Source organism: Plantibacter sp. CFBP 13570, from assembly GCF_014841395.1.
GTDB classification, from domain to species: domain Bacteria; phylum Actinomycetota; class Actinomycetes; order Actinomycetales; family Microbacteriaceae; genus Plantibacter; species Plantibacter auratus.
On record NZ_JACYTW010000006.1, the window covers coordinates 1 to 24,544 of the forward strand.

The 24,544-nt window shown below is 69.0% G+C and carries 28 protein-coding genes; 14 read left to right on the forward strand and 14 right to left on the reverse strand.

Annotated features, from left to right (window positions below):
* Both IFT89_RS03490 and IFT89_RS03495 read left to right on the forward strand, forming a co-directional pair.
* Window positions 1-612 (forward strand): methyltransferase (locus IFT89_RS03490; protein WP_202938248.1); only part of this gene is annotated, 612 nt, incomplete at its 5' end.
* The gene (locus tag IFT89_RS03495; RefSeq protein WP_202938249.1) at window positions 609-3,170 is read left to right on the forward strand and encodes a polynucleotide kinase-phosphatase; all 2,562 of its coding nucleotides are present in this window, start codon (window positions 609-611) and stop codon (window positions 3,168-3,170) included. The genes IFT89_RS03490 and IFT89_RS03495, both read left to right, overlap by 4 nt.
* Window positions 3,171-3,400: 230 nt before the next feature.
* Here the strand turns inward: IFT89_RS03495 and IFT89_RS03500 are convergent, their stop codons facing one another.
* Window positions 3,401-3,832 (reverse strand): Lrp/AsnC family transcriptional regulator, encoded by a 432-nt coding sequence (locus tag IFT89_RS03500; protein ID WP_079704383.1) that lies wholly within the window; start codon window positions 3,830-3,832, stop codon window positions 3,401-3,403.
* A 162-nt stretch (window positions 3,833-3,994) separates the two neighbouring features.
* Here IFT89_RS03500 and IFT89_RS03505 point away from each other — a divergent pair, with 162 nt between their 5' ends.
* The 3 genes from IFT89_RS03505 (at window position 3,995) to IFT89_RS03515 (ending at window position 7,844) form a co-directional block, all read left to right on the forward strand.
* On the forward strand, window positions 3,995-5,023 hold the full coding sequence (locus tag IFT89_RS03505; protein ID WP_138945790.1) for an ornithine cyclodeaminase: 1,029 nt from the start codon (window positions 3,995-3,997) through the stop codon (window positions 5,021-5,023).
* A 7-nt stretch (window positions 5,024-5,030) separates the two neighbouring features.
* Window positions 5,031-6,008: a citrulline utilization hydrolase CtlX gene (gene ctlX, locus IFT89_RS03510; protein WP_202938250.1), complete on the forward strand. Its 978-nt coding sequence runs from the start codon at window positions 5,031-5,033 to the stop codon at window positions 6,006-6,008.
* Between the two features lie 177 nt (window positions 6,009-6,185).
* The gene (locus tag IFT89_RS03515; protein ID WP_202938251.1) at window positions 6,186-7,844 is read left to right on the forward strand and encodes an ATP-binding protein; all 1,659 of its coding nucleotides are present in this window, start codon (window positions 6,186-6,188) and stop codon (window positions 7,842-7,844) included.
* Window positions 7,845-7,861: 17 nt separating this feature from the next.
* Here the strand turns inward: IFT89_RS03515 and IFT89_RS03520 are convergent, their stop codons facing one another.
* Complete coding sequence (locus IFT89_RS03520) at window positions 7,862-8,524, reverse strand: GNAT family N-acetyltransferase (protein ID WP_202938252.1); 663 nt, start codon at window positions 8,522-8,524, stop codon at window positions 7,862-7,864.
* A 135-nt stretch (window positions 8,525-8,659) separates the two neighbouring features.
* Here IFT89_RS03520 and IFT89_RS03525 point away from each other — a divergent pair, with 135 nt between their 5' ends.
* Window positions 8,660-9,649 (forward strand): aldo/keto reductase, encoded by a 990-nt coding sequence (locus IFT89_RS03525; RefSeq protein ID WP_202938303.1) that lies wholly within the window; start codon window positions 8,660-8,662, stop codon window positions 9,647-9,649.
* Here IFT89_RS03525 and IFT89_RS03530 read toward each other — a convergent pair.
* Window positions 9,637-10,365: an NAD(P)H-binding protein gene (locus IFT89_RS03530; protein WP_202938253.1), complete on the reverse strand. Its 729-nt coding sequence runs from the start codon at window positions 10,363-10,365 to the stop codon at window positions 9,637-9,639. The two genes, IFT89_RS03525 and IFT89_RS03530, sit on opposite strands and share 13 nt — an antisense overlap.
* A 138-nt stretch (window positions 10,366-10,503) precedes the next feature.
* Between IFT89_RS03530 and IFT89_RS03535 the strand changes: the two genes are divergently transcribed.
* Window positions 10,504-11,064, forward strand: coding sequence for a TetR/AcrR family transcriptional regulator (locus IFT89_RS03535; RefSeq protein WP_244650573.1), 561 nt, complete (start codon window positions 10,504-10,506; stop codon window positions 11,062-11,064).
* A 45-nt stretch (window positions 11,065-11,109) separates the two neighbouring features.
* Entirely contained in the window at window positions 11,110-11,262 is a 153-nt protein-coding gene (locus IFT89_RS03540; RefSeq protein WP_202938255.1) for a hypothetical protein, read from the forward strand.
* A gap of 90 nt (window positions 11,263-11,352) precedes the next feature.
* Here IFT89_RS03540 and IFT89_RS03545 read toward each other — a convergent pair whose 3' ends face one another.
* Both IFT89_RS03545 and IFT89_RS03550 read right to left on the reverse strand, forming a co-directional pair.
* Window positions 11,353-11,811 (reverse strand): putative immunity protein, encoded by a 459-nt coding sequence (locus IFT89_RS03545; RefSeq protein WP_202938256.1) that lies wholly within the window; start codon window positions 11,809-11,811, stop codon window positions 11,353-11,355.
* A 218-nt stretch (window positions 11,812-12,029) separates the two neighbouring features.
* Window positions 12,030-12,482 carry an NUDIX hydrolase gene (locus IFT89_RS03550; RefSeq protein ID WP_202938257.1) on the reverse strand — a complete coding sequence of 151 codons (453 nt, stop codon included), beginning with the start codon at window positions 12,480-12,482 and terminating at the stop codon, window positions 12,030-12,032.
* Between the two features lie 194 nt (window positions 12,483-12,676).
* On the opposite strand from IFT89_RS03550, the gene IFT89_RS03555 reads away from it, so the two are divergent.
* Entirely contained in the window at window positions 12,677-13,036 is a 360-nt protein-coding gene (locus IFT89_RS03555; RefSeq protein WP_202938258.1) for a VOC family protein, read from the forward strand.
* Between the two features lie 41 nt (window positions 13,037-13,077).
* Here IFT89_RS03555 and IFT89_RS03560 read toward each other — a convergent pair whose 3' ends face one another.
* The 3 genes from IFT89_RS03560 to IFT89_RS03570 form a co-directional block, all read right to left on the reverse strand.
* Entirely contained in the window at window positions 13,078-13,425 is a 348-nt protein-coding gene (locus IFT89_RS03560) for a YciI family protein (RefSeq protein ID WP_202938259.1), read from the reverse strand.
* 161 nt (window positions 13,426-13,586) lie between these two features.
* On the reverse strand, window positions 13,587-13,967 hold the full coding sequence (locus IFT89_RS03565) for a hypothetical protein (protein WP_202938260.1): 381 nt from the start codon (window positions 13,965-13,967) through the stop codon (window positions 13,587-13,589).
* 162 nt (window positions 13,968-14,129) lie between these two features.
* Window positions 14,130-14,711 (reverse strand): uracil-DNA glycosylase family protein, encoded by a 582-nt coding sequence (locus IFT89_RS03570; protein WP_202938261.1) that lies wholly within the window; start codon window positions 14,709-14,711, stop codon window positions 14,130-14,132.
* A gap of 39 nt (window positions 14,712-14,750) precedes the next feature.
* On the opposite strand from IFT89_RS03570, the gene IFT89_RS03575 reads away from it, so the two are divergent.
* The 4 genes from IFT89_RS03575 (at window position 14,751) to IFT89_RS03590 (ending at window position 18,273) form a co-directional block, all read left to right on the forward strand.
* Window positions 14,751-16,307, forward strand: a complete 1,557-nt coding sequence (locus IFT89_RS03575) for a deoxyguanosinetriphosphate triphosphohydrolase family protein (RefSeq protein WP_137242872.1) — start codon at window positions 14,751-14,753, stop codon at window positions 16,305-16,307.
* A 142-nt stretch (window positions 16,308-16,449) separates the two neighbouring features.
* Window positions 16,450-16,782, forward strand: coding sequence for a DUF7882 family protein (locus IFT89_RS03580; RefSeq protein WP_079706140.1), 333 nt, complete (start codon window positions 16,450-16,452; stop codon window positions 16,780-16,782).
* 88 nt (window positions 16,783-16,870) lie between these two features.
* Window positions 16,871-17,242, forward strand: a complete 372-nt coding sequence (locus IFT89_RS03585) for a hypothetical protein (protein WP_137242871.1) — start codon at window positions 16,871-16,873, stop codon at window positions 17,240-17,242.
* A gap of 77 nt (window positions 17,243-17,319) precedes the next feature.
* Entirely contained in the window at window positions 17,320-18,273 is a 954-nt protein-coding gene (locus IFT89_RS03590; protein ID WP_202938262.1) for a helix-turn-helix transcriptional regulator, read from the forward strand.
* A gap of 18 nt (window positions 18,274-18,291) precedes the next feature.
* On the opposite strand, the gene IFT89_RS03595 is transcribed toward IFT89_RS03590, so the two are convergent.
* The 6 genes from IFT89_RS03595 to IFT89_RS03620 all read right to left on the reverse strand — a co-directional run bounded on the left by IFT89_RS03595 (window position 18,292) and on the right by IFT89_RS03620 (window position 23,870).
* A complete protein-coding gene (locus IFT89_RS03595; RefSeq protein WP_192018900.1) occupies window positions 18,292-18,567 on the reverse strand; it encodes a hypothetical protein in 276 nt (91 codons plus the stop codon).
* A 103-nt stretch (window positions 18,568-18,670) separates the two neighbouring features.
* Entirely contained in the window at window positions 18,671-19,063 is a 393-nt protein-coding gene (locus tag IFT89_RS03600) for a type II toxin-antitoxin system death-on-curing family toxin (RefSeq protein WP_137242868.1), read from the reverse strand.
* Complete coding sequence (locus IFT89_RS03605) at window positions 19,060-19,257, reverse strand: antitoxin Phd (RefSeq protein WP_137242867.1); 198 nt, start codon at window positions 19,255-19,257, stop codon at window positions 19,060-19,062. The genes IFT89_RS03600 and IFT89_RS03605 overlap by 4 nt, the downstream gene beginning before the upstream one ends.
* A 39-nt stretch (window positions 19,258-19,296) precedes the next feature.
* Complete coding sequence (locus tag IFT89_RS03610; protein ID WP_202938263.1) at window positions 19,297-20,985, reverse strand: ABC-F family ATP-binding cassette domain-containing protein; 1,689 nt, start codon at window positions 20,983-20,985, stop codon at window positions 19,297-19,299.
* A gap of 382 nt (window positions 20,986-21,367) precedes the next feature.
* Complete coding sequence (locus IFT89_RS03615) at window positions 21,368-22,444, reverse strand: phosphotransferase family protein (RefSeq protein ID WP_202938264.1); 1,077 nt, start codon at window positions 22,442-22,444, stop codon at window positions 21,368-21,370.
* A gap of 208 nt (window positions 22,445-22,652) precedes the next feature.
* Complete coding sequence (locus IFT89_RS03620; protein ID WP_202938265.1) at window positions 22,653-23,870, reverse strand: MFS transporter; 1,218 nt, start codon at window positions 23,868-23,870, stop codon at window positions 22,653-22,655.
* A 174-nt stretch (window positions 23,871-24,044) separates the two neighbouring features.
* Between IFT89_RS03620 and IFT89_RS03625 the strand changes: the two genes are divergently transcribed.
* Window positions 24,045-24,503 carry a MarR family winged helix-turn-helix transcriptional regulator gene (locus IFT89_RS03625; RefSeq protein WP_137242863.1) on the forward strand — a complete coding sequence of 153 codons (459 nt, stop codon included), beginning with the start codon at window positions 24,045-24,047 and terminating at the stop codon, window positions 24,501-24,503.
* The last annotated feature ends 41 nt before the right edge of the window (window positions 24,504-24,544 follow it).

Below are 24,544 nucleotides of genomic sequence, written 5' to 3' on the forward strand. Positions count from 1 at the left end.
GCCCCGGCACTCGCCGGCCTGCGCGCCGAGGCGGTCCTGCAGGCGCTCGCCGACGTGCGGGCACGGTCGGTCGCCGACGTCGGGTGCGGCGAGGGCGCCCTCCTCACGCGATTGCTGGCGGATCCCGTCGTCACCACGGTGATCGGTACCGACGTCTCCGCACGCGCGCTCGCATCCGCGTCGCAGCGGCTCGGGCTCCGCGACGCGAGCGATCGCGTCCGAGAGCGTGTCCAGCTGCTGCAGTCCTCGGCGACCTACGCGGACACCCGGCTGCGCGGACTCGATGCGATCGTGCTCATGGAGGTCGTCGAGCACATCGACGCCGAGCGCCTCGATGCACTCGAGGCTTCGATCTTCGGTGCTGCGGCTCCCGAGGCCGTGATCGTCACGACGCCGAACCGCGAGTACAACGCGTTGTACCCCTCGTTGCCGGCGGGCTCGTTCCGGCACCCGGACCACCGCTTCGAGTGGGACCGCCAGGAGTTCGCGACCTGGTGCACCACTGCGGCCGAGCGGTACGGCTACGGCGTCGAGCACCGTACGGTCGGCGACGTCGACCCGCAGCTCGGCTCGCCGACGCAGCTCGCCATCTTCCGGAAGGCCACCTCATGAGCGACCTCGAGCAGACCCCCGCCGCCCTGCCGATCCCCGAACTGTCGCTCGTGGTCCTCATCGGCGTGAGCGGGTCCGGCAAGTCGACCTTCGCCGCCACGCACTTCGGCCGGTTCGAGACCCTGTCGAGTGACTTCTTCCGTGGGCTCGTCTCCAACGACGAGAACAACCAGGCCGCCAGCGCCGATGCCTTCGCAGCACTTCGCGATGTCGCCGCGCGCCGCCTGGACGCCGGGCTCCTCACGGTCATCGACGCGACCAACGTCCAGCCAGCCTCGCGCAAATCGCTCATCGACCTGGCACGCAACCACGACGTCCTCCCCGTCGCCGTGGTGCTCGACGTCCCTGAGCGCGTCTGCATCGAGCGCAATGAGGCTCGCGAGGACCGTTCGTTCGGCGCGGCCGTCATCAAGCGTCAGCAGGACCAACTGCGCCGGTCGATGCGGCACCTCAGCAAGGAGGGCTTCCGGAAGGTCCACGTGCTCTCCGGGGTGGAGGCGATCGCGCAGGCGTCGTTCGTCCGTGAGCCGCTGCTCAACGACCGCCGTCAGGAGCGCGGTCCCTTCGATGCGATCGGCGACGTGCACGGTTGCCGGAGCGAGCTCGAGACGCTGCTCACGAAGCTCGGCTACGTGATCGAGCGCGACGTGGAGGGTCGCCCGATCGACGCCGCGCACCCCGAGGGCCGCCGCGCGATCTTCCTCGGCGACCTCGTCGACCGCGGGCCGGACACTCCTGGCGTGCTGCGACTGGCGATGGGGATGGTGGGCGCGGGACATGCCTTGGCGGTGCCCGGGAACCACGAGTCGAAGCTCGTCCGGGCGTTGCAGGGCAAGCGGGTGCAGACCAGTCACGGGCTCGCCGAGTCGCTCGCCCAACTGGCCGAGGAGCCGGAGGAGTTCCGTGCCGAGGTCGAACGGTTCTGTCGCGAACTCGTCGCACACCTCGTCCTTGACGACGGGAAGCTCGTCGTCGCGCACGCCGGCCTGATCGAGCAGTATCACGGCCGCGCCTCCGGGCGGGTGCGGTCGTTCGCGCTGTACGGCGACACCACGGGGGAGACCGACGAGTACGGCCTGCCCGTGCGGCTGCCCTGGGCGGAGGACTACCGCGGCAAGGCGACCGTCCTCTACGGCCACGTGCCGACCCTCGACGCCGAGTGGGTCAACAACACGATGTGCCTCGACACCGGCTGCGTCTTCGGCGGCAAGCTGAGTGCCCTGCGGTGGCCGGAGCGCGAGGTCGTCGACGTGCCGGCCGAGCAGGTCTGGTACGAACCCGTCGTGCCGCTCGGCCGCCCGACCGGTCCCGCCGGTGAGCAGCGGGATCCCGGGCTGCTGCGCATCGACGACGTCCTCGGCAAGCAGGTCGTCGAGACCCGTGTCTCGGGCCGGGTCGGCATCCGCGAAGATGCGGCGGCCGGCGCACTCGAGGTCATGAGCCGGTTCGCGATCGACCCGCGGCGTCTGGTCTACCTGCCGCCGACGATGAGTCCGCCGAGCACCTCGCAGCGGAAGGACCTCCTGGAGCACCCCGCTGAGGCGTTCGAGGCGTATCGCCGGGATGGGCTCGACCGGGTGGTCTGCGAGGAGAAGCACATGGGCTCGCGTGCCGTCGTGCTGCTCACGCGTGATCCGGCACCCTTCGGTGCGTCTGCCGGGTGGCGCGGGACCGTCCACACCCGAACCGGACGCCCGTTCTTCGACGAGGAGACGACGCAGACGCTCCTGACCCGGCTCGACGCCGCCGTGGAGCGAGCCGGTCTCTGGGAGGAATTCGACGCCTCCTGGTTGCTCTTCGACAGCGAGCTGCTGCCATGGTCGGTGAAGGCGGAGAGCTTGATCCGCGACCAGTACGCCTCGGTCGGAGCTGCCGCGACCGCTGCACTCCCGGCGGCCGTGCACGTGCTGGAGCAGGCGGCGGCGACGGGTGTCGACGTCTCGGACCTGCTTGAGCGGACGCGTCGACGGGCCGAGGCCGCCGACGCCTACGTTGCGGCCTACCGCCCGTACACCGCGCCCTCGAACGGTCTGGAGGGCGTGCAGATCGCTCCGTTCCAGCTCCTCGCCTCGACCGGGGCGAGTCACCTGGGCCGCGACCACGCCTGGCATCTCGCGGTCGCGGATCGCCTGGCGGACGCCGACCCGGAGCTCATCCGTCGGACCCGCTCGATCGAGGTCGACCTCACCTCGTCGGCCTCCGAGAATGCCGCGACCGCGTGGTGGGAGGAGCTGACCGGTGCGGGTGGTGAGGGCATGGTCGTGAAGCCTGTGGCCGGTCTCGTCCGCGGTGAGAAGTCGCTCGCGCAGCCCGGCATCAAGGTGCGGGGCCGTGAGTACCTGCGCATCATCTACGGTCCCGACTACACGGAGCCGCACAACCTCGAGCGCCTGCGCGATCGGGACATCGGCCACAAGCGGTCGATGGCGCTGCGTGAGTACGCGCTCGGCGCCGAGGCGGTCGAACGGTTCGTCGCCGGTGAACCGACCTGGCGGGTGCACCAAGCCGTCTTCGGCGTGCTCGCCATGGAGTCCGAGCCGATCGACCCGCGCCTCTAGCGTCGGCTCGTCGCACCCGTCCGTTCCCTGCGCTCCCCGTCCGGTCCCTGAGCTCCCCGTCCGGTCCCTGAGCTCCCCGTCCGGTCCCTGAGCCTGTCGAAGGGCGGGGTCAGGCCGTGTGCCCTTCGACAAGCTCAGGGACCGGGTTTCAGCTCAGGGACCGGGTTCAGCTCAGGGACCGGGTTCAGCTCAGGGACCGGGGCTGAAGCTCCGCGACCGCGACCGGGTCGTCAGCGCAGGACGGAACTCAGCAGGAGGCTCGTCTCGCTGTTGACGACGCCCTCGATGCGTCGGATCCCGCCGAGCACGCGGTCGAAGTCGGTGAGGGTCTCGGTGCGGAGTTCCGCGACCAGGTCCCACCCGCCGTTGGTGGTGTGGAGTGCGCTGATCTCGGGGAAGCCGCGCAGTTGGCGGATGACGTGGTCCGTGGAGCGGCCCTCGACCTCGATGAAGGCGATCGCGCGAATGGTCCCCGGGTCCAGTTCGTCGCGCACCCGGACCGAGAACCCGACGACGGTGCCCGAGGAGACGAGGCGCTCCAGGCGGCTGGTGACCGTGGCCCGGGTGACGTCGAGCGACCGCGCGAGGCTCGCGACCGATGCCCGACCGTCGGCTCGGAGCGCAGCCAGCAGCCTTCGGTCGAGATCGTCGAGCGCTGCCATGCTCACAATGTACAACCGACTTACTCACATTGTGCATAACCTGTGCACAAATCGCGCATCTCTGGAATGGAAAGTGCAGATCGTCGAAATCTAGGCTCGAAGCACCGGGTGCGATCTGCGCACGGTGGCTCTCACACCCCGACTCGTCTGGAAGGGAACGTCATGACGCGTTTCGTCGATGTCCGCAACATGGTCCGCTGGACGGCCGATCGAGGTCCTGAGCGCATCATCGCCGGCATGATCGGCTACCTCGAGGCCGACTTCCGCCGCTGGCCCTCGTTCGACAAGAGCCCGCGTGTCGCCAGTCACACGCCCTTCGGCGTCATCGAGCTCATGCCGACGAGCGACCACGAGACCTACGCCTTCAAGTACGTGAACGGTCACCCCTCCAACCCAGCCCGGGGCTACCAGACGGTCACGGCGTTCGGCGTCCTCGCCGACGTGCACAACGGCTACCCCACCTTCCTCGCCGAGATGACGCTCCTCACGGCCCTCCGGACCGCCGCGACGTCGGGCATGGTCGCGAAGCACCTCGCCCGTCCCGACTCGAGCGTCCACGCCCTCATCGGCGCCGGCAGCCAGGCCGAGTTCCAGGCCCTCGGCATGCGGGCCGCCCTCGGGATCAACACCGTCCGGATCTGGGACGTCGACCCGCTCGCGATGGACAAGTTCGCGCGCAACCTGGAGCCGCTCGGATTCGAGGTCGTCATCGGGACGAGTGCCGCTGACGCCGTGGCGGGCGCGGACGTCGTCACGACCTGCACGGCCGACAAGGCGCTCGCGACCGTGCTCACGAACGACCTGGTCGAGCCCGGCATGCACCTGAACGCCATCGGTGGCGACTGCCCCGGCAAGACGGAGCTCGAGGCGTCGATCCTCGATCGCGCCGAGGTGTTCGTCGAATTCCCGCCGCAGACCCGCATCGAGGGCGAGATCCAGCAGATGGCTCCCGACTTCCCGGTGATCGAGTTCTGGCAGGTCCTCACGGGTGCCGTCCCCGGCCGCAGCTCGCGGGAGCAGATCACGCTCTTCGACTCCGTCGGTTTCGCGATCGAGGACTTCACCGCGCTGCGCTTCCTCCGCGACTCCGTCGACGGCAGCGAGTACTTCGAGGAGATCGACCTCGTCGCCGCCCCCGACGACCCGAAGGATCTCTTCGGGCTCGTCGGCGCGCTCTCGCCCGTCGGCTGAGTCCGACATGTCCGTGCAGGCGCCGTCGGCCGTGGTGCTCATCCGGCCGCACCGGTTCACGCCGAACCCGCTGACCGCGGCCGACAACGTCTTCCAGGTCGCGGAGGGCGTCCCGTCGGAATCCGTGTCCGGGGTGGCTCACGCGGCGTTCGACGAGGTCACCGCCGTGGCGCAGGCGCTCGAGGCGGCGGGCGTCCGCGTCCACCTGTTCGACGATGAGGACCCGGACCGCCCCGACAGCGTCTTCCCCAACAACTGGCTGTCGACCCATGCGGGCGGGCACCTGGCGGTCTACCCGATGTACGCGGTGAACCGCCGACGCGAGCGCCGGTGGGACATCGTCGAGATGCTGAAGCGCGAGTACCGCGTGCAGGACGTCATCGACTACTCGGGGCTGGAGCTCGACGACGTGTTCCTCGAGGGCACCGGTGCGATGGTGCTCGACCACGCGGCCCGGGTGGCGTTCGTCGCGCGATCCCACCGGGCCGACCCGATCGCCCTCGAGCGGTTCTGCACCAACTTCGGCTACGAGCCGCTCGTCTTCGACGCGGTCGACCCGCACGGGGTCCCGATCTACCACACCAACGTCATGATGGGCGTGGCGACCGAGTTCGCGCTCGTCGGTCTCGACCTGATCGCCTCGCCGGCGCGACGCGATCAGGTGGTCGAGCGGCTCACGGCTCACGGACGGACGATCGTCGATCTCGACTACGGGCAGGTCTGCGACTTCGCCGGCAACGCGATCGAGCTGCGGTCGGCGACGGGGGAGCGTCTCCTCGCGATCTCGAGCCGGGCCGTGCAGAGCCTGCGGCCGGATCAGTTGGCGGTCATCGAGCGCAGCTGTCGGATCCTGCCGTTGGACGTCCCGACCATCGAGCTCGCCGGGGGTTCCGTCCGCTGCATGATCGCGGGGATCCACCTGGACCGTCGGCCTGCGGTGACGGCTTCCGCTCCGGCTCCGACCCCTCAGCTCGCCCACTCGTGATTCCACTGATCGGTGATCCGATTAACGCAAATCCATCCGTCAGACGCGATGGCTGAGCGCTCCGGGCCTGCGACGATGGCTGTCCGCGTGCGCATGGGTTAGATTGACGTCGATCAGCTGATCGACGTGGAATCCGGCCGACGTCCTCTCTGACCGAGCTGGAGAGAGTGGGCGATCATGCCGCTGTTGGAACATGAAGCCTCTCGACGCGGCCGACTCCGGGTGTTCGCCCGTGCACAGCTCCCGTTCGCGATCGCCTTCGGCATCGTCGCGATCCTCGTCGCGATCGTCCTGCCCGAGCGGTTCTTCACGGTCGCCGTCCTCTCGGGCACCGCTCTCGCGGCGATCAGCACCCTCCTCGCAGCTGTCCTGCCCTGGGAACGCTGGCCGACGCACGCGATGGCCGTCATCGCCGTCCTCGACCTCTTCGCCGTCGCGAGCATCCGGCTCGAGCTCATCAGCGTGACTCCGGGCGCGAGCCTCCTCTGCATCTTCCCCGTGCTGTGGTTGGCGTTCGGGTTCACCCCGCGGATGATCATTCTGGCCGTGGTGGGGACCTTGTTCATCAGCAGTGCTCCCTATGTCCTTCGGGCTCGCACGCCGGAGACCGCTGTGGACTGGCTCAACGTCGCCCTGCTGCCCATGCTCACCATCGGTATCGCGGTCGCCGTGAACATCGGAGCCCGCCAACTGCGACGGAGCCGGCACGCCATCCAGGAGCAGGCCGCGCAGCTCGAACGCTCGCTCGCCAGGGCGCTCGACGCGGAGGCGCTCGCCGAGTCGATCCTCGAGACGGTGGACGCGGGCGTGGCCTTCTACACGGCGGACGGCACCCTGGGCGTGGCGAACGCGCACGCTGCCGACATGGTCGCCGCCGTCGGGTTCCGGCTGGACACCCCGCCGTATGCCGGGGAACACGTCCTCCAAGCCGATCGTCGGACACCCATCCCGTTCGACGAGCAGATCATCCCCAGAGCGCTGCGGGGCGAGTTGCTCTCGAACCATCTGGAATGGGTCGGGGAGGCCGGCAGACAGCGGGCGATCCTCGCCAGCTCCGCGCGGGTCATGCGCAACGGCGACACGCACCTGGGAACGGTCATCGTCGCGCACGACGTCACCGAACTCGCCAACGCGATCAACGTCCGTGAGGCGTTCCTCACGACGGTGTCCCACGAGCTGCGCACGCCGCTCACCTCCATCCACGGGTATCTCGAACTGATCATGGACGACGCCGAGGTCGACGCCCCCGGTCTGCTCCCGGCGCTGCGGGTGGTCCAGCGCAACGCGGTCGAGTTGGAGCGGCGGGTGCAGGAGCTGTTGACCGCGTCGGATTCGACGGTCCAGATCACACCGAGCCGTATCGACCTCACGGACGTCGCCGCGCGTGCGATCGAGACGGCGACCGCGGGAGTCTCCGGTCCGGTCGTCCGACTGCACGCCGATGCGGCGGCGGTCGTCTCGGCGGATCCGGAGCAGGTCCACCGCGCCATCACCGAGCTCGTCGTCAACGCCGTGAAGTTCACGCCGGCAGCTGGGACGGTCGACGTGGTCGTCGAGCCTGGTGCCGGGCACGTCCAGGTGACCGTCACCGACACGGGCGTCGGGATGAGCGCCGACGAACTCCGTCAGGCCTTCGACAAGTTCTACCGGGCGGATTACGCCCGGGATCAGGCGGTGCAGGGCGTGGGGCTCGGCCTGCCGGCTGCACGGGCGATCGCCGACGCGCACGGCGGTTCCGTGACCCTGCGGAGCACGCCCGCTACGGCCAGCGCACCCGGTGCGACCGTCGCGACCCTCGTCCTGCCGCTGGAGCCGTCGGTCATCCCATCACGATGACGCGGACACTGGCGCTCTCAGTCTGCTGACGGCTCGCCGAGGAGCGCCGACCGTGCCGCATCGAGGCCGGTGACCTCAGCCGTCCAGTCGGGTCGCACGAACTCGTCGCGGTGCAGTCGGAGGCCCTGCGAGTCGACGAGCTCGCCTGGCCGCCCGATGAAGCGTTGCAGACCGTTGTCCCGATAGCCGAGTCGTCGCGAGACGCCGAGCGATGCGCCGTTCCAGACGGCCGCGTCCGACACCGCGACCTGCGCGTCGAGGTGGTCGAAGGCGAACTGGAGCATGCCCGCCCGCATCTCGATGCCGAGCCCCTTGCCCTGCTGTGCCTGCGTCAACCAGGAACCGCTCCCGACCGTCCGCGTGACGGCGAAGTCTCGGGCGCCGATGTCCTGCAGGCCGATCGGCGTCCCGTCCAGGAGGATCGCGAGGTTGAGTGTCCAGGACGACGGTGTCGCTCCCGCGCGCTGGGTCCAGAGGTGCCGTGCGGTCTCGCGGATGAGTTGTTCGCGCGGCTGGTCGGTCCACGGCGTGGAGAACGGCATGACGGCGGGGTCGTGGACGCCGGCGAGGGCGGCCTCGATCAATCCGGGGAGGTCCTCGTCGCGCACGAGGCGCAGGACAAGTCTCGGCGTGCGGATCTCCAGGCCGAAGAGCGGCCAGACGTCGGTGAGGCTGAGCATCGTGCCACGGTATCGCCTCGGGCCGTAGCCGGTCGAGGCCGTCCTGTCGAGCCGGGGGTGCCGCGGGCGGCTTCCGTGACACACTCGACGCGCCGCGGGATCGCGGCCCGGTTCGACGACGAGAAGGGCTCCACGATGAAGTACACGCACCTCGGCCGCACGGGGACGACGGTCTCCCGGATCGTGCTCGGCACCATGAACTTCGGCGATCGGACCAGCGAGGAGGACTCGTTCGCGATCATGGACCGGGCGTTCGACCTCGGCATCAACTTCTTCGACACGGCGAACGCGTACGGTGGCAGCGCCGGTCGCGGAGCGACGGAGGAGATCATCGGCCGGTGGTTCGCAGCCCGCCCCGGCGTCCGTGACGACATCGTCCTGGCGACGAAGGTCCACTCGCCCATGGTCGCCCCGAACGACGACGGCTCGGACGTCGTGAACGCGCGTGGCGCGTCGGCCTGGCAGGTCCGTCGTGAGGCGATCGCGTCGCTCGAACGCCTGCAGACGGACCGGATCGACCTGTACCAGTTCCACCACATCGACCGGCACATCTCCTGGCAGGAGCTGTGGCAGGCGATGGAGGTGCTCGTCGCGCGCGGCGAGGTCGTCTACACCGGCAGCTCGAACTTCGCCGCGTGGAACATCGCGCAGGCCAACGAGGTCGCCTCGCAGCGCCACTTCCTCGGTCTCGTCAGCGAGCAGTCGCTCTACAACCTCGCGCAGCGCTCGATCGAGCTCGAGGTCATCCCTGCCGCGCAGCACTACGGGCTCGGCATCCTGCCGTGGTCGCCGCTGTCCGGTGGTCTGCTGAGCGGTGGTTCCTCCGACAAGGGCGCTCGGTCGGGCGAGTCTCGCATCACCGAGGCCCGAGCCAAACAGCAGGACCAGCTCGAGGCCTACGACCGCTTCGCGGCCGAGCGGGGCTGGACCTCGGCGTCGCTCGGTCTCGCGTGGCTCCTGCACCAGCCCGGCGTCACCGGCCCGATCATCGGACCGCGCACGATCGAGCAGCTGGAGTCCGCGGTCGCAGCAGTCGACATCGAGCTGAGCGCCGACGACCTCACCGCCCTCGACGAGCTCTTCCCCGGCCCCGGTGGACAGGCCCCCGAGGCCTACGCCTGGTAGGCACGTGCGATGCGGCCGACCGCCTCGGTGATGGCGGTCGGCCCGGTGTTCAGTTCGAGGATTCGCCGGCTGATGGTCGGCTCGAGGATGAGTGCCTCGAGGACGGCGGCCACATCCTCGCGGGTGATCTCGTCGTGGAGCTCGGCGGGCCCCAGGGCGACCGTTCCCTGGCCCGGATCGTCGGTCAGCAGGGACGGGCGGAGGATGACCCAGTCGATCGGCTGGCGGGTGAGTGCGACCTCTGCTCGCTTCTTGACGGCGAAGTAGTGTTCTTCGTCGTCACTCAGCTGCCGTTCGCGCCAGGCCTCCGGCAGGACAGACAGCAGGATGAGGCGCTTCCCCGGTGACGCAGCGATCGCTTCCGACACACGCTGCAGGGCCGCGTCGTCGATGTAGTCCGTCACGCTCTGGGCTCCGGCGTTCGACCCCGCCGCGAAGACGATGACGTCCGAGTCCGAGATCATCGCGGTGATCTCCTCCGTGGTGGCGAACCCGAGCTCGCCGGTGACGGTCGTCACTCCATCGGCTTCGAGGGCGGGGTCCGGCAATGACGACCTCGTCAGCCCCGAGACGACGAGTCCTCCAGTGCGGAGCCGGGTCGCCAGGAGTCGGCCAACCCTGCCCGTGATCCCGAAGATGAACACCCGCGTGGAGGATGCGATTGAAGCCTCCTCTGTTGAACCTTCGGTGGCGGCGATGGTGTCTCGTGACGTCATGGGTGATCCTCTCGATCCATTACCTACCGATAGTAACTTACTAAGAGTAGATAATATCGGGGGATGGAACCCACTACGGACGACAGCCTGAGGTCGGCACCGAGACGTCGCCTCTCGTGGGACGCGCGCCACGCGCAGTTGCTCGATGCGTTCCGCGACCTCCTCCGCACGCATGACCTCGCGGACGTCACGCTGGCGCGGGTGGCTGCGCACGCCGGCGTGACGAAGCCTGTGGCCTATGACCACTTCGGTGTTCTGTCGGGATTGCTGTCCGAGGTCTACCGGGCCTTTGAGTCGCATCAGCGAGACGCCCTGGTTCGTGCCCTCGAGAACGCCCCCCGGGACCTCGCTGCTGTAGCCGACCTGGTCTCCGAGGCCTACATCGAGTGCTGGGTCGCTGAGGGGATGGAGCTTGCGGCCGTCGTGGCCGCTCTGGAGGGTTCGACGACCTTGAGCGGCCTGCGGTCGGAGGCGGAGCTGGCGTATCTCGAGATCTGCCGCGAGGCGCTGGAACCATGGACCGGCGCAATCGACCCGGCATTGTTGAGTGCCATCCCCGGCGCCGGGGACGCCCTCGCCCGAAGCATCCTGTCCGGGGCCCTCTCGACAGCTCAGGCCTGCGCGACCCTCGCAGCGGTGGTTCGGGCCGTCGCGTCGGCCTCGGCCGTTCCTGATGCGACTCGAGAGCTCGGCACCTGAGCGGCGGCTTGCTCAGCGTGGGCCGCCCCCCGCTAAGGTTGCTCCATGGCTCGCGCACCCTGGAATCGACCCGGCGAATCTCCACAGACGCGGCGGCTTCGCATCGTGATGTTCTGGACCGCCGCCGTCCTCGTCGTGGCATTCGTCGCCATCCTCGTGTACTTCGTCGTGCGATCGGCTGAAATCGCCGGTCTGTAAGAGCGACTCGCGGCGAGCCGCTCGGGCTCGGTGCGACAACGGCCTCTTCGCTGTCGCGGCCTTCGGATGCCTTCCCGGAGACGGGTTCGGTCACAGCCCCCTGGGGAAGCCGATCGGGCGCAGCTCGGGTGCCAGGTTCTCCCACTGCCAGGCACGCTCAGCTTTCTGAGCGGCCTGATCGTCTCCGTTGAGGCCCACGGCTTTCGCGGCGTAGGTCGCAGCGTGCGGAGCGTGGTCGAACATGTGGGCTACCGCGCATGCCTGACCGGCTGCACGAGCAGCGGCGACGGCGGCGAATGCTCCTGTTTCGGTCGCGTCGCGTGCGGCCGCATGTGCTGCGAACGCAGCGGTGCGGCACGCCGTCATCGGAAGTTCACCGCGTTCCCAAGCTCGGAGTGCCGCGATCGCTGCGCGTGGTCGATCGTCACCGGGGCGCTGTTGTTCGAAGATCGGTAGAGCTCGCTCCGCGCAGTTCGCCGCCCACAGCGCGATCGCGTGATGGATTGCCGGCTCAGGGTTTGCCCACTTCGGTTTCGGCTCTTCGCTCACTCCTCGATCGTCGCAGGGATCAGACGGAGAACGATCAGCCCGACGCAGGTTGTGTCCCGAGAGTGCGCGCGTACGTATTGGAAGTGGCCCGGAAATCATGGTGGTCTCAACTGGTCACGCGCCACCCAGAATCGATCTGGGGGTTGGTGTGTTCAAGAAGGATCAGGTCAACGCGTTATGGAACACGTGGAAGGCCGGACAGTCGCGCTGACGGGTGGTCAGAACCCGAACGTGAGGACCGCTGACCCGCGCCCCTCGCGCAAGGCGTCCAGTGCGAGCCGCTCGTGAGCGGGCAGGTTGAGCGGTAGATCGTCGAGGCGAAACCACGACAGTTCTGCGCACTTGATTGGTTCTCGGATCAGTGGTTCGCCACCCCAGACGTCGCAGACGAAGAACCAGTCGACGCGCTGTTCCATCGGGTTCGCTGTGCCATCGGTTCTCTGCATGACAGCCACGGCCGATAGCGCCTCAGGTGCCACCTGGACGCCAAGTTCTTCTCTCGCCTCGCGGATTGCGGCAGACGCCGCAGTTTCACCAAGCTCCACATGACCGGCGGCACCCGCTGACCAACAGTCGTCCATGTAGCCGGTGTTCTGCCGTCGTTGCAACAGGACTGATTGATCGCGGCGCAGGAAGACATACGACGCGGGAACAACGGAGAAGTGGCTCATGGTCGTCAAACCCTATGCCGCTGAGCGGAGATCAACATGCCCGCCCGTAGACGATTCCGGGTATCACTTGGTTCGAGCCGCAATCGACCATCACGGACGACAGCGGACGTGCACCGTATGTCCTCATGTCCCGCAGCACCGCGCTCGAGCCTGCGTCGGGGTCGCGGAGTTCCTCGCGTCGATAAGCTCACCCCATGGGCGTTCTCGGCATCGGCGGGTTGTTCTTCCGCAGTCATGACCCGTCGGCGCGCGCGGCCTGGTACCGCGAGCATCTCGGCATCGAAGCCGGCGCGGAGGGCGAAGACGCCGTCTGGATGCAGGAGGCCGGCGTGACCGTCTTCGCGCCTGTTGCGGGGACGAGCGAGTCGTTCGCTCACGACCAGCCGTTCATGCTCAACCTTCGCGTGAGCGACTTGGATGCCCTGACAGCGCATCTCGAGGGAGCCGGGATCGTTGTCGAGCGTCGAACCGAGTGGGAGACGGAGTACGGCCGATTCGTCCGCATCCACGACCCCGAGGGACTCCCGATCGAACTCTGGGAAGTCCTCGAATAGAGGCCTCGTCTCCCTCGTGGGAGGCTCGACTCCGGAAGCCGTCACGTCTCGACGGTGCCGCCACTGTGAATCAGCCGGACCTCGACCCCTCCTCCTCGCTGAACTTCGGGGTTCGTGGCAGCGATGGTGAGCGCATCCTCGAACGTCGAGGCTTCGATGATGTAGACACCCGCGACCACCTCTCGAGAGTCGATGAACGGACCGATGGTCACTCCGGACGCGCGGATCGATCGCGCAAGATCGCGCGGAGTGAACGCGTAGGCGGCCCGCAGCGAACCAGTCTCAGTGAGCGCTCGTCCGTGTGCATCTGGAACCGCCAGTTCCTCCTCAGTCGCATCTTCGGCGTGAATGGAGTCTTCGGTGTAGATCAGGACGGCGAAGTGAGGCATGGTCTCTCCTTTTTTCGAAGGGTACGCGAGGCCGTATCGATGTCAACCGAAACTGTGGGATGACATGTGGCGCCCCGCCCGAGTGAGCCCCTGCATCGTTCGTGGCACGGGTCGGGAGTTGTCCCGATGGACGAGCTCGGAGCGGCGGCGGCGGAGAGTCCCTAGCTTCCGCTGATGACGCTCACCGCTTGGAGGCCGACGACGATCGCGTTGATCGGTACGGCGATGATGAGCACGACGACTGCGCCGATGACGGCGACGATCGAGTGTCGAGGTGTCCGCTTGTGGACCCGCGCCTGCAGGATGAGCACGACGATGGGCGAACCGATCGCGATCGCGGCGCCGAGCACGAACCCGGCGAGCGTCCCGCCGCCACTGAGCCGGTCCTCGGACGGACCGAACTCGCCCTGCAGTGCGAAGGAGAGTTGGACGAGCCAGCTCACGACAAGCAGCCCGAACAGGAGCAGCGTGATGCCGACGCCGGACGCTCGCCCGGTGACCGGTCCGTCCTGGTCGGCTGCTCCAGGGTCGGCGGCTGACACGGATCCAGCGGCCGACGCGGCAGGCTCCCTGGCTGAGCTCGGCCCTGACAGCGGTTCGGCCGGCGGCCGCAGTCCGTCGCCAGCGCTCGGTTCATCGCTCACGACGTGCCCCCGTCCCTTCGATCAGACGCCGGCGTGCCGGCATCCTCATCAGCCTATTCGTCACGCCGTAAGCGCCGCCCGCACCTGTGCAGCCAGCAGCGGCACCGTCTCCTCCTGGAACCAGGGGTTCTTACTGCGCCAGCCGCGGGCGAGCGGCGACGGGTGCACGATCGGGAAGAGCGGGAGGTGGGTCTCCGCGGCGCGGACGTTCTCCGTCAGGGTGCGACCGGCCCGCGGTCCGAGGTAGGCGCGCTGGGCGTAGGCGCCGATGAGGATCGTCAGGCGCACCTCGGTCAGCTGCTCGAGCAGGCGTGGATGCCAGCGCGGCGCGAAGTCGCGGCGCGGCGGCAGGTCGCCGCTCGCCCCCTTGCCCGGGAAGTAGAAGTCCATCGGGATGATCGCGACGTTCGCCGGGTCGTAGAACTCTTCGGGCGTCACACCCATCCAGGAGCGGAGGACGACGCCGCTCGGGTCGTTCCACGGGATGCCCGACTCCTGCGCCAGACGACCAGGCGCCTGACTGATGATGAGCACGCGGGCCTCCGGAGAGGCGACGAAGAGCGGTTTCCAGCCGAGCTCGTGGGCCCAAGCGTTCGACTCGTGCGCGGCGACCTCGGCTCGGAGTCGATCGATCGGATGCATCCCTGCAGTCTCCCACCCGCCGCGCAATACAGTGAGGGGATGGACGACGACCAGCGGCGACGGCGACTCATCCCCGAGCCGGTGGACCGGTTCGCGACCGGCGAGGAGTACCCCGAGTACCGCGTCGACCTCGAGCGCATCCGGTTCTCCCCCTACTTCGCGCGGTTGTCCGCCGTGACGCAGGTCGTCTCGCCCTCCGGCGTCGGTCAGGTCGTCCACAACCGCCTCACGCACTCGATCAAGGTGACCGCTGTCGCGCGCGCGATCGCCATGCAGCTCACCACGACCGATCCCGAGCAGAACGCCATCGTCGAGCGACTCGGCGGCTGCGACCCGGTCGTGGTTCAGGCCGCCGCCTCCGCCCACGACCTCGGTCACCCACCGTTCGGCCACCTCGGCGAACAGGTCCTCGACCGCCTGGCACGTGAGCGGCTCGGCCTCGCGGAGGGCTTCGAGGGCAACGCGCAGTCGTTCCGCATCCTCTCCGCGCTCGACGTGTGCGAAACGGTGAAGGAGGGCCTCAATCTCACGGCCGCTTCCCGCGCCGCCGTGCTCAAGTACCCCTGGGGCCGCACCATCCACCGCCCCGACCTCGACCCGGCAGACCCCACCCGCATGCCTCGCGGGTCAACCGCCAGCCGCTGGGAGACCGCGCCGCCGAAGTTCTCCGCGTACACCCTCGATCTCGACGACATGCTCGACGCCCGCAGCGCATTCACCGCGATCGCGCCCTGGCAGCAGACCGTCGAGTGCTCCGTGATGGACGTCGCCGACGACATCGCCTACTCCCTGCACGACCTCGACGACTTCTACCGGGCCGGCGTCCTGCAGCAGGCGGCGGTGGCGGTCGAGTTCCGCACCTTCCTCCGCGATCAGCACACCCTCGCCGCGCTCGACGCCGACGAACTCTGGAGCCGCGCACCCGGCCACTCGCTCGAACTGTTGCGCCGGCGGATCGTCTCACGCGACCCGTGGATCGCCAGCGACGAGCACTTTCGGGCCTCGGTCCAGCGGGTCGCGACCGAGCTCGTCGAAGGACTCCTCGCCGTCCCCTTCGACGGTTCCAGCCGCACCGAACGCGCCATCGAGTCGTTCGTGTCGTCCTGGATCGGTCGCCTCCAGCGCTCCGTCCTCGTCGTCGAGGAGCCGAACGTGCGCTCCGGCCACGTGTCGCTCCTACCCGAGGCGTGGCACGACGTCACCGTGCTGAAGTTCGTCCACACCCGGTTCGTGATCGACCGGCCGGACTTCGCCACCTACCAGCGCGGCCAGTCGCGGGTGCTCGACGTGCTCGTCACCGAACTGGACAGCTGGCTCGACGACCCGCGCGACGGCCCGCGCGCGCCGCAGAAGCTGCTCGACTTCGTCGAACTCGCCACCGACGGCTACTTCCGCCTGCGGGCGGACAACCCCGACTGGCTTCCGGCCGACCCCGAGTCCGACAGCGGCCGCCCGCAGAGCGACCCTCGCGCCCTGGGCCGCCTCGGTCGGGCGCGCGGCATCCTCGACTACGTCGCGTCGCTGACCGACGAACAGGCGACGGCGCTCGCCGCCAGACTGCGCGGGGACCGCGAGGCCTGGGCCTTCGGCAGCTGAGCGCAGCCTGAACGCCGACCCGGTTCTGGGCGATACCCGACGCATTTCGGATAGGTCAGAGCGGGGGATCGCTAGAACATCTAGCGTTATCAACGGCGCCGGGAACCAGCCCGGAACCGAAACAGAACGGATGGCGCGCCTCATGGGAAACCTCCTCTACGGAACCCCTCCGACCCCGCACGAGATCGAAGACCGACTGCTCGCTCACCTGCAGACGGTCATCTTCACCAAGTTCCGACGCAACGAGAGCTTCGCGTTCCACCTCGAAGCCGTCCCCGGCCGTGGGACCGGACGTCAGTCGCTCTGGCTGAACCCGATGATCCCCCTCCAGTTCTCCTTCTACGGCAGCCGCGCCCCTGAGCTCAACCGTGAGTGGTTGGCCGCGCTCCTCGAGCAGGCCAACAGCGCCAAGGGCATGCGTGTCGTCCCTGAGCCGGCAGCCGGCGCCGCAAAACGCGTCGAGTCCGCGGCCTAGGTCCGAGCGTCCGCTTCGGCGGATCGATCAACGCAACGACGAGCTCCGGCCGTCGGGCATCTGTGAAACACCAGTTGGGGGTGGGACCGTGACGACCTGGTCTCCGAGCGCGCCCGACTTCCTCGACCTGGATGATGCGCGCACGACGGGCCGACTGCTCGACCGCACCGACATCGTCTTCGAGACCTCACACGTCAGCGCCGAGTCGGGTGGCGGCCTGTCACTCAGCCGTGTAGCCATCGCGCTGGACGTCGACGGCGACACCGTCCGCGTCCTCACCCGGCACATCGTCGCGTGGTCGCTCCGCGCCGAGGGTGGACTGATCGTCGTGACCGTCTGGTCCGAGCGGCCGACCGCCGTCCACGAGACGACGATCCTGCCGCGCTTCGCCAGCATCACGTCGTCCGCGATGACCGACGTCCTGGGCGCGGAGCACGGCTTCCTGCAAGGGACCGCCTGACATCGAGTGGACTGCTCCACGTCCGGACGCCCCCGTCGAGGGTGACAGTTCGGCACCGTCGTGAGATTCTATGAGCGATGAGCGAACACACGGGACCCGCCGAGCGGTCCGAGGTCGCAGGTCGCGACGTCGATGAGGCCCGCGACCTGTTCGCCGGTGCGTACAACGCCGGCGAGATGGTCATCGAACCCACGGAATCGGAGTTCACCTTCCGGTACACCGCCATCGGCGACGACGAATTGACCCTGCGCGGCACCCAGTTCGACGGCCATGTCACGGGTACGGTCCTGACACAGGGCGAGTACATCGTCTCGTGGTTGACCGCGGGTAGTGGAGCCACCGACCTCGCCGGTGATCCGGTGCGTCTCGTCCACGGGCAGCCGGCCATGTTCGCGAACAACCGGCTCGCCGAATTCGACTTCACGGACTACCGGCAGAACCTCATGCACTTCGACGGGAGCTTCCTCGAGCGGGTGGCCGGCGAGGTGGAGGGTACGAGCGGCCCGATCCTCTTCGACACGACAGCCCGACCGACCGGTGAGCAGCTCCGCCGGTGGGCCGCTTCGGTGACGTCCGTCGCCCGGGTCATCTATGACGACACGAGTCCAGCGCTCCTGCGGGCCGAGGCGAACCGTGCGGCGGCGGTCGCGCTCCTGGAGACCTTCCCGCACACCGCGCTCCACGCACCGGTCGAGATCGGGGTACCGAACGGCGGGAAGACCCGCGCCGCCGTCGAGTTCATGATCGCCAACGCGCACCTCCCCATCCGCACCGAGGACGTGGCGGAGGCGACCGGCATGAGTCAGCGCAGTCTGCAGAGTGCCTTCCGCAAGGAGCACGACATCACGGCGATCGACTACCTCAGACGCGTCCGACTCGACCGGGTGCAGGAGGAGCTTCGCAAAGCCGACCCAGGGCGTGCCACGGTCGCCGAGATCGCCAACCGATGGGGGTTCGCCCACCTCGGACGCTTCTCCGCCTCGTACACCAACCGCTTCGGCGAGTATCCGAGCACGACGCTCGGTTCGTAGCCGTCGAGGACGGTCGGGTCAGAACTCGCCGAACTCGTCGTATTCGTCGAGACCGGACAGGGTTCCCGTCTCGATCGTGGGGACGATCTCCAGGGCACGGTTCGCGAACGACTCCACCGTGATGTGCAGGCCAGGGCTGGCGAGCACGTCGATGGTCCGGTCGGAGGAGAGCGGCACCCGGACGAATCGGCCACCGGCTTGGACGGCGGATTCGATCTCGGACATGAGCGCAGGCAGATCGACACCCGGTTCGATGTCGTAGGTGGCACGGCCGATGGCGATGCTGTACTGCATGACCATCACCTCCGAGCTCGGGTTGTTGATGCCAGCGTAGGGAACGGTCCTGAGGATGGCGGTGGGTTGACCAAGGCGGCGACTCATGCAGGGGGGTGTCGCCTCAGTCTTCCTCCTGGGCGGCGAAACTGCGCAGCACGGATGCGACGAATGCGAGCTCCCCGTCACCTGTGGCGACGCTGTTCATGAACGCCTCCGCTGCATCCACGTCGAAACCGTGGCTGAGCCGGATGCCGTTTACGCCGAGGAACACCCACGCAGACGCCCAAGCAGTGCGCTTGTTTCCGTCGACGAAAGCGTGATTGCGAGCTATGGAGTGCAGTAGGGCTGCCGCTTTGAGGAAGTTGTCCGGGTAGGCGTCGAGTCCGAAAACAGTGCTCTGCGGCCGGGCGACTGCAGCGTCGAGAAGTCCGAAATCCCGGACGGCAGGCTGGTGGCCGAGCGCGGCGGCGCTGGCCGTGAGGACATCCTCGCGGTCGAGGAAGTACGCGGTCACGCGAGGCGCGCGTTGAGCTCGGCCGAGGTCGCCGCGACCTCCTGCGCGAGCTGGGCGATCATCCGCTTCCGGTCGTTCGCCGCAGCCAATGCAGCATCGTGCACGAACACCTTCAGGGAGGTCTCCGTACTTGAGGCGGATGCGCGGAGCTGCTCGAGTTCCGCGTCGGTGAAGGTCACGTTGAGTGCCGGCATGGATCGATGATAGCTCGTTGGTACCTGAACTGGTACCCGCTATCGCGCGCGGTCGACGCGGGTCTCCTCCCAGACGGGCTCGTCGGAGGCCTGCACCCGGCCGTCGGAGCCGAAGACGAGGAAGCGGTCGAAGCCGCGCGCGAACCAGCGGTCGTGGGTGACCGCGATCACGGTGCCCTCGAAACCCGCCAGGCCCTGCTCGAGCGCCTCCGCCGAGACGAGGTCGAGGTTGTCGGTCGGCTCATCGAGCAGCAGCAGTGTGGCACCGGAGAGTTCGAGCAGGAGGATCTGCAGGCGCGCCTGCTGTCCGCCCGAGAGGGATTCGAACGACTGCTCGGCCGCACCCGCCAGCCCGTAGCGGTCCAGCACGCGGCTGGCGGCCTCGCGGGGGAGACCCGACCGGTGCTCGTCCCCGCGGTGCAGGATGTCGAGCAGGGTCCGGCCGACGAGTTCGGGGTGCCGGTGCGACTGCGCGAACCACCCCGGCTGCACGCGCGCGCCGAGCTTGGCGTCGCCGTCGTGCTCGACCGGGACGAGCGCGTCGCCCGCTGCGGCGAGGTGTCCGGCGCCCGGATCGGGATCCGTCCCACCGCCGGCGAGCAGCCGGAGGAAGTGCGACTTGCCCGATCCGTTCGAACCGAGGACGCCGATGCGCTCACCGAACCAGATCTCCGCGTCGAACGGCTGCATGAGGCCGGTCAGTTCCAGCCCCGTGCAGACGATCGCGCGGCGGCCCGTGCGTGCGCCGCGGAGGCGCATCGTGACCTGCTGGTCCTTCGGTCGCTCCTCAGGTGGACCGGCCTCCTCGAACTTGGCGAGTCGGGTCTGCGCGGCGCGGTAACGGGAGGCCATGGAGTCGTTGAACTTGGCCTGCTCGCGCAGACGCAGCACGAGTGCGCGCAGCTTCACGCGGTCCTCGTCCCAGCGCCGGCGGAGTTCGTCGAGTCGGTCGAGGCGGGCGTCGCGGGCCTCGTGGTAGCTGCGGAAGCTCGCGCCATGGGTCCACGTCGTGCTGCCGGCCGCGCCGACCTCGAGGGTGATGATGCGGGTCGCTGCCTGTGCCAGGAGCTCGCGGTCGTGCGAGACGAGGAGGACCGTCTTGCGGGTCTCGGCGAGCATCCTCTCGAGCCAGCGCTTCGTCGGGACGTCGAGCGAGTTGTCGGGCTCGTCGAGGAGGAGGACCTGCTCAGGGCCGCGGAACAGGGCCTCCAGGACGAGCCGCTTCTGCTCGCCGCCCGACAGCGTTCCAAGCGTCCGCCACTGCGCGCGGTCGTAGGGCACCCCGAGTGCCGCCTCGCAGCAGCTGTCCCAGAGCACCTCCTGGTCGTACCCGCCGGCGTCGGCGTACTCGGCGAGCGTCGTCGCGTAGGCCATCTGGGTCGCCTCGACGTCGTCCTCCATGAGGGCGAGCTCGGCGCGGTCGACCGCCTCTGCCGCGGCACGGACCCGCGGAGGCGCGACCTGGACGAGGAGGTCGCGGACCGTCCGGTCATCGTCACCGCGACCGACGAACTGGTCCATCACGCCGAGGCCGCCGTCGATGGAGACGACCCCGGAGTCGGGCTGGAGCTCGCCGCGGATGATCCGCAGCAGCGTCGTCTTGCCGGCGCCGTTCGCTCCGATGAGCGCGGCGATCGCCCCTTCGCCGACGCGGAACGAGACCTCGTCCAGCAGGGTCCGTCCGTCGCTCAGCGTGTAGCTGAGGTCGCTGACGTCGATGTAGCCCATGGTGCGCACTCCCCAGGGAGCCGATCGCTCCCGAACGGGCCCGCGCAGGTTCGCGCCGGGCCGCCCACCGCCTGGCGAGCCGACCAGTCTAGCCGCGCGGGTACGGCCGCGCGCAACCGCCGCTGCGCACAACTCCCGGTCACTGAGCTTGCCCGTTCACTGAGCCCGACTCCGGTCACTGAGCCCCCACCCGGTCGCTGAGCCCCACCCGGTCGCTGAGCCCCCACCCCGGTCACTGAGCCCCCACCCCGGTCACTGAGCCCCCACCCCGGTCACTGAGCTTGTCGAAGTGCCACGACCGCCCTTCGACAAGCTCAGGGACCGGAGGAGGCCGGCTCAGGGACCGGAGGAGGTCAGCTCAGGCGCCGGGGAGTCGCGCGGCTCAGGCGAGCAAGGCCGCGATGTCACCGATCCACGTACGCACCGACGCGTCGTGCTCGTCGAACCAGTCGCCCTCGTAGCCACGCGGGACGCCTTCGACCACCATGACGAGCGCGAGGTACAGCGACCACAGCCGCGCGCGGGTCCGGGCGTCCTTGTCGGGGAGGAGCTCGCGACCGGAGGTCTCGCGGTAGGCGCGGAGGAGTTCCGAGTCGGCGGCGACCGTCTCCGGCACGTCGGTGAAGAGCGCCAGGGAGACGAGGTCGGCGGTGGGGTCGGCCCAGTGCGCGCGCTCATGGTCGATGACGCCGGTCAGTTGGGCGGCCTCCGCCCCGTGTTCGGGCATGACGAGGAGGTTGCCCTCCCAGAGGTCGAAGTGGACGAGCGTCGGCTCCGTCACGCTGTCGAAGGCCGGCAGCGCGGTGTCGATCAGGTGTCGGATCTCGTCCGCCGCGACCGGGAGGTCGACCTCGAACCGCAGGGCATCGGCGAGGACGGCCTCCACGACGAGCCGGTAGGCGTCCGCGGCACTGGCCGCCTGAAGCTCCGGGCGGAAGGGGTAGCCGAATCGGTTCCCCTCGGCGAGGCCGGTCGCCGAATCGATGGACGCGGCCTCCGCCGGGATGTCGACGTCGTCTGGTTCCACGTGGAACGGCGTGCGACCCGCCTCGTGCAGACGGGCGAGCGTGCGGCCGAGGACGTCGCGGGCGAGGGGGACGGTCTCGGTGCTGTTCGCCGGCCGGCCGGTGAGCTCGGTCATCACGAGCGCGTCGCGTCCGTCGAGCGTCGCCTCGAAGACGATCTCCGGCTGCGGCACCTCCGCACGGCCGAGGATGCGGAGCGCGAGCGCCTCGGTCGCCATGAGGGACCGCTCGTAGGTGAGGCCGGCCGCGTCCGCGGGGGAGAGCTTCACGATGACGCGCTCGCCGCCGTCGAGTTCGACCGCTGCGACCTCGTTCGCCGTGCCTGCTCCGAGCATCGTGATGGTCGGGCTGCCGGGCTGCATCGCCGGTCGCTCGGCCGCCCAGTGCTCGGCGACCGCGATCATGGTGTCACTGGGGCGAGGGGTTCGGCTCATCCGCCCACGGTAGCGCGCCCTTCGCCCTTCGCCCTTCGCTCGCCGCTCGCCGCTGGCCCGCTCGCCGACTGCCCCTACCCCGGTCACCGAGCGCCCTACCCCGGTCACCGAGCCCCCCGCCCCGTTGCCGAGCCTCCCATCCGGTCACCGAGCTTGTCGAGGTGCGAAGCCCAGAGCGTTCACAACTCCTGCTGGAGTCGCGCGCGGCTCACACGGGGTGCGGGACCTCCTGGCGGGCGGCGTCGGTGGGCTCATCCTGCAGGAGTTGTGGACGACGGCGGGAGCGCTTCGCAGCGGTGGACGCACCGATGATGACGATCAGGCCGAGCAGGGTGATGGCCGCTCCGGCCCAGATCGGAGAGGTGTAGCCGAGGCCGGCGGTGATCGTGACGCCGCCGAGCCAGGCGCCGAGCGCGTTGCCGAGGTTGAACGCGGCGATGTTCGCTCCCGAGGCGAGCGTGGGAGCGGCCGACGCGTACCGCATGACCCGCATCTGCAACGCGGGGACGGTCGCGAATCCGAAGCCGCCCATGAGGACGAGGGCGATCACGGTGGCGACGGGCGACTGTGCGGTCGCGGCGAAGGCGACCAGGATCACGGTCAGCACCGCGATGACGACGATGAGCGTCCGGTCGATGTTCCGGTCGGCCGCCTTGCCACCCACGATGTTGCCGACCAGGAGCCCGACGCCGAAGAGGATGAGGAGCCACGGCACCGTGGTCGAGGCGAAGCCGCTGACCTCCGTGAGTGTGTACGCGATGTAGGTGAACGCACCGAACATGCCGCCGTAGCCGAGGACCGTGACAGCGATCGAGAGCCAGACCTGGCCGGAGCGGAACGCGCGCAGCTCGGCGAGGAGCGACGCCGGGGCTTCGTCACGCTTCGGCTTCGGCACGAGTGCCAGGATGCCGATGAAGGCGACGACCCCGATCACCGTGATGGCCCAGAAGGTCGAGCGCCAGCCGAAGTGCTGGCCGAGCAGCGTGCCGAACGGGACGCCGAGCACGTTCGCCGCGGTGAGGCCGGTGAACATGATCGCGATCGCGCCGGCCTGTTTGTGGTCGGGGACCATCGCCGCCGCCAGGACCGAGCCGATACCGAAGAACGCTCCGTGGCTGAGGGCGGCGAGGATGCGGCCGGCGAGCATGATCTGGTAGTCGCCGGCGAGTGCGGAGACGAGGTTGCCGACGATGAAGAGCACCATCAGGGCCAGCAGGACGGGCTTCTTCGGCAGTCGGGTGACCGCCGCGGTGAGGGCGAGCGCCCCGACGACGACGGCCAGGGCGTAGCCGGAGATGAGCCAACCGGCTGCGGCCTCCGAGACGCCGAAGTCGGCCGCCACCTCGGGCAACAGCCCCATGATGACGAACTCCGTGAGGCCGATGCCGAAGCCGCCGAGGGCGAGGGCGATGAGACCGAGTGGCATGACGATTCCTGCGATTCCTGGGGGTCGTGGGGAGAGTGCTGGTGGCCTGCAGCCGGGGCGCGTACGCTGGTAGTTGCAGACGCGCGATAGATATCGTTGCACGCGCTAGGTAATAGCGCAAGCAACTATGTGCGTCTGCAATCAATTGATCGATGTTCGAACCGAGGAGTCCCGATGGGCATCGCCGACGACGCTGTTGAGATCCGCGCGCAGGGGTGGCGGACGCTCGCCGCCCTGTACGGATCGATCGAGTCCGATCTGGAACGCGCGCTGCAGGCCGAGGCCCGGCTCTCCGTGGTCGAGTACACCGTGCTCGACGCCCTGGGGCGCCAGGACGGCTGGCACATGCGCATGCAGCAGCTCGCCCGCGCGACGGCCCTGTCGCCGAGCGCCACCACCCGGCTCGTCAACCGCCTCGAGGACCGCGCGCTCCTCACCCGCGTGCTGTGCGCCGACGACCGACGAGGGGTCTACACCGAGCTCACGGCGGCCGGGAAGGCGCTGCTCGAGGAGGCCCGACCGGTGCACGATCGCGCCCTCGAGGAGTCGCTCACCACCGCGGAGTCGCTCCCGGAACTCGCGCCGCTCGTGGAGGCGATCCACCGGCTGGAGCCCGTCGCCACCACCGTCTGACCGACCGGACCGTTCTCAGGAGAACTCCGGCGCGTCGCCCG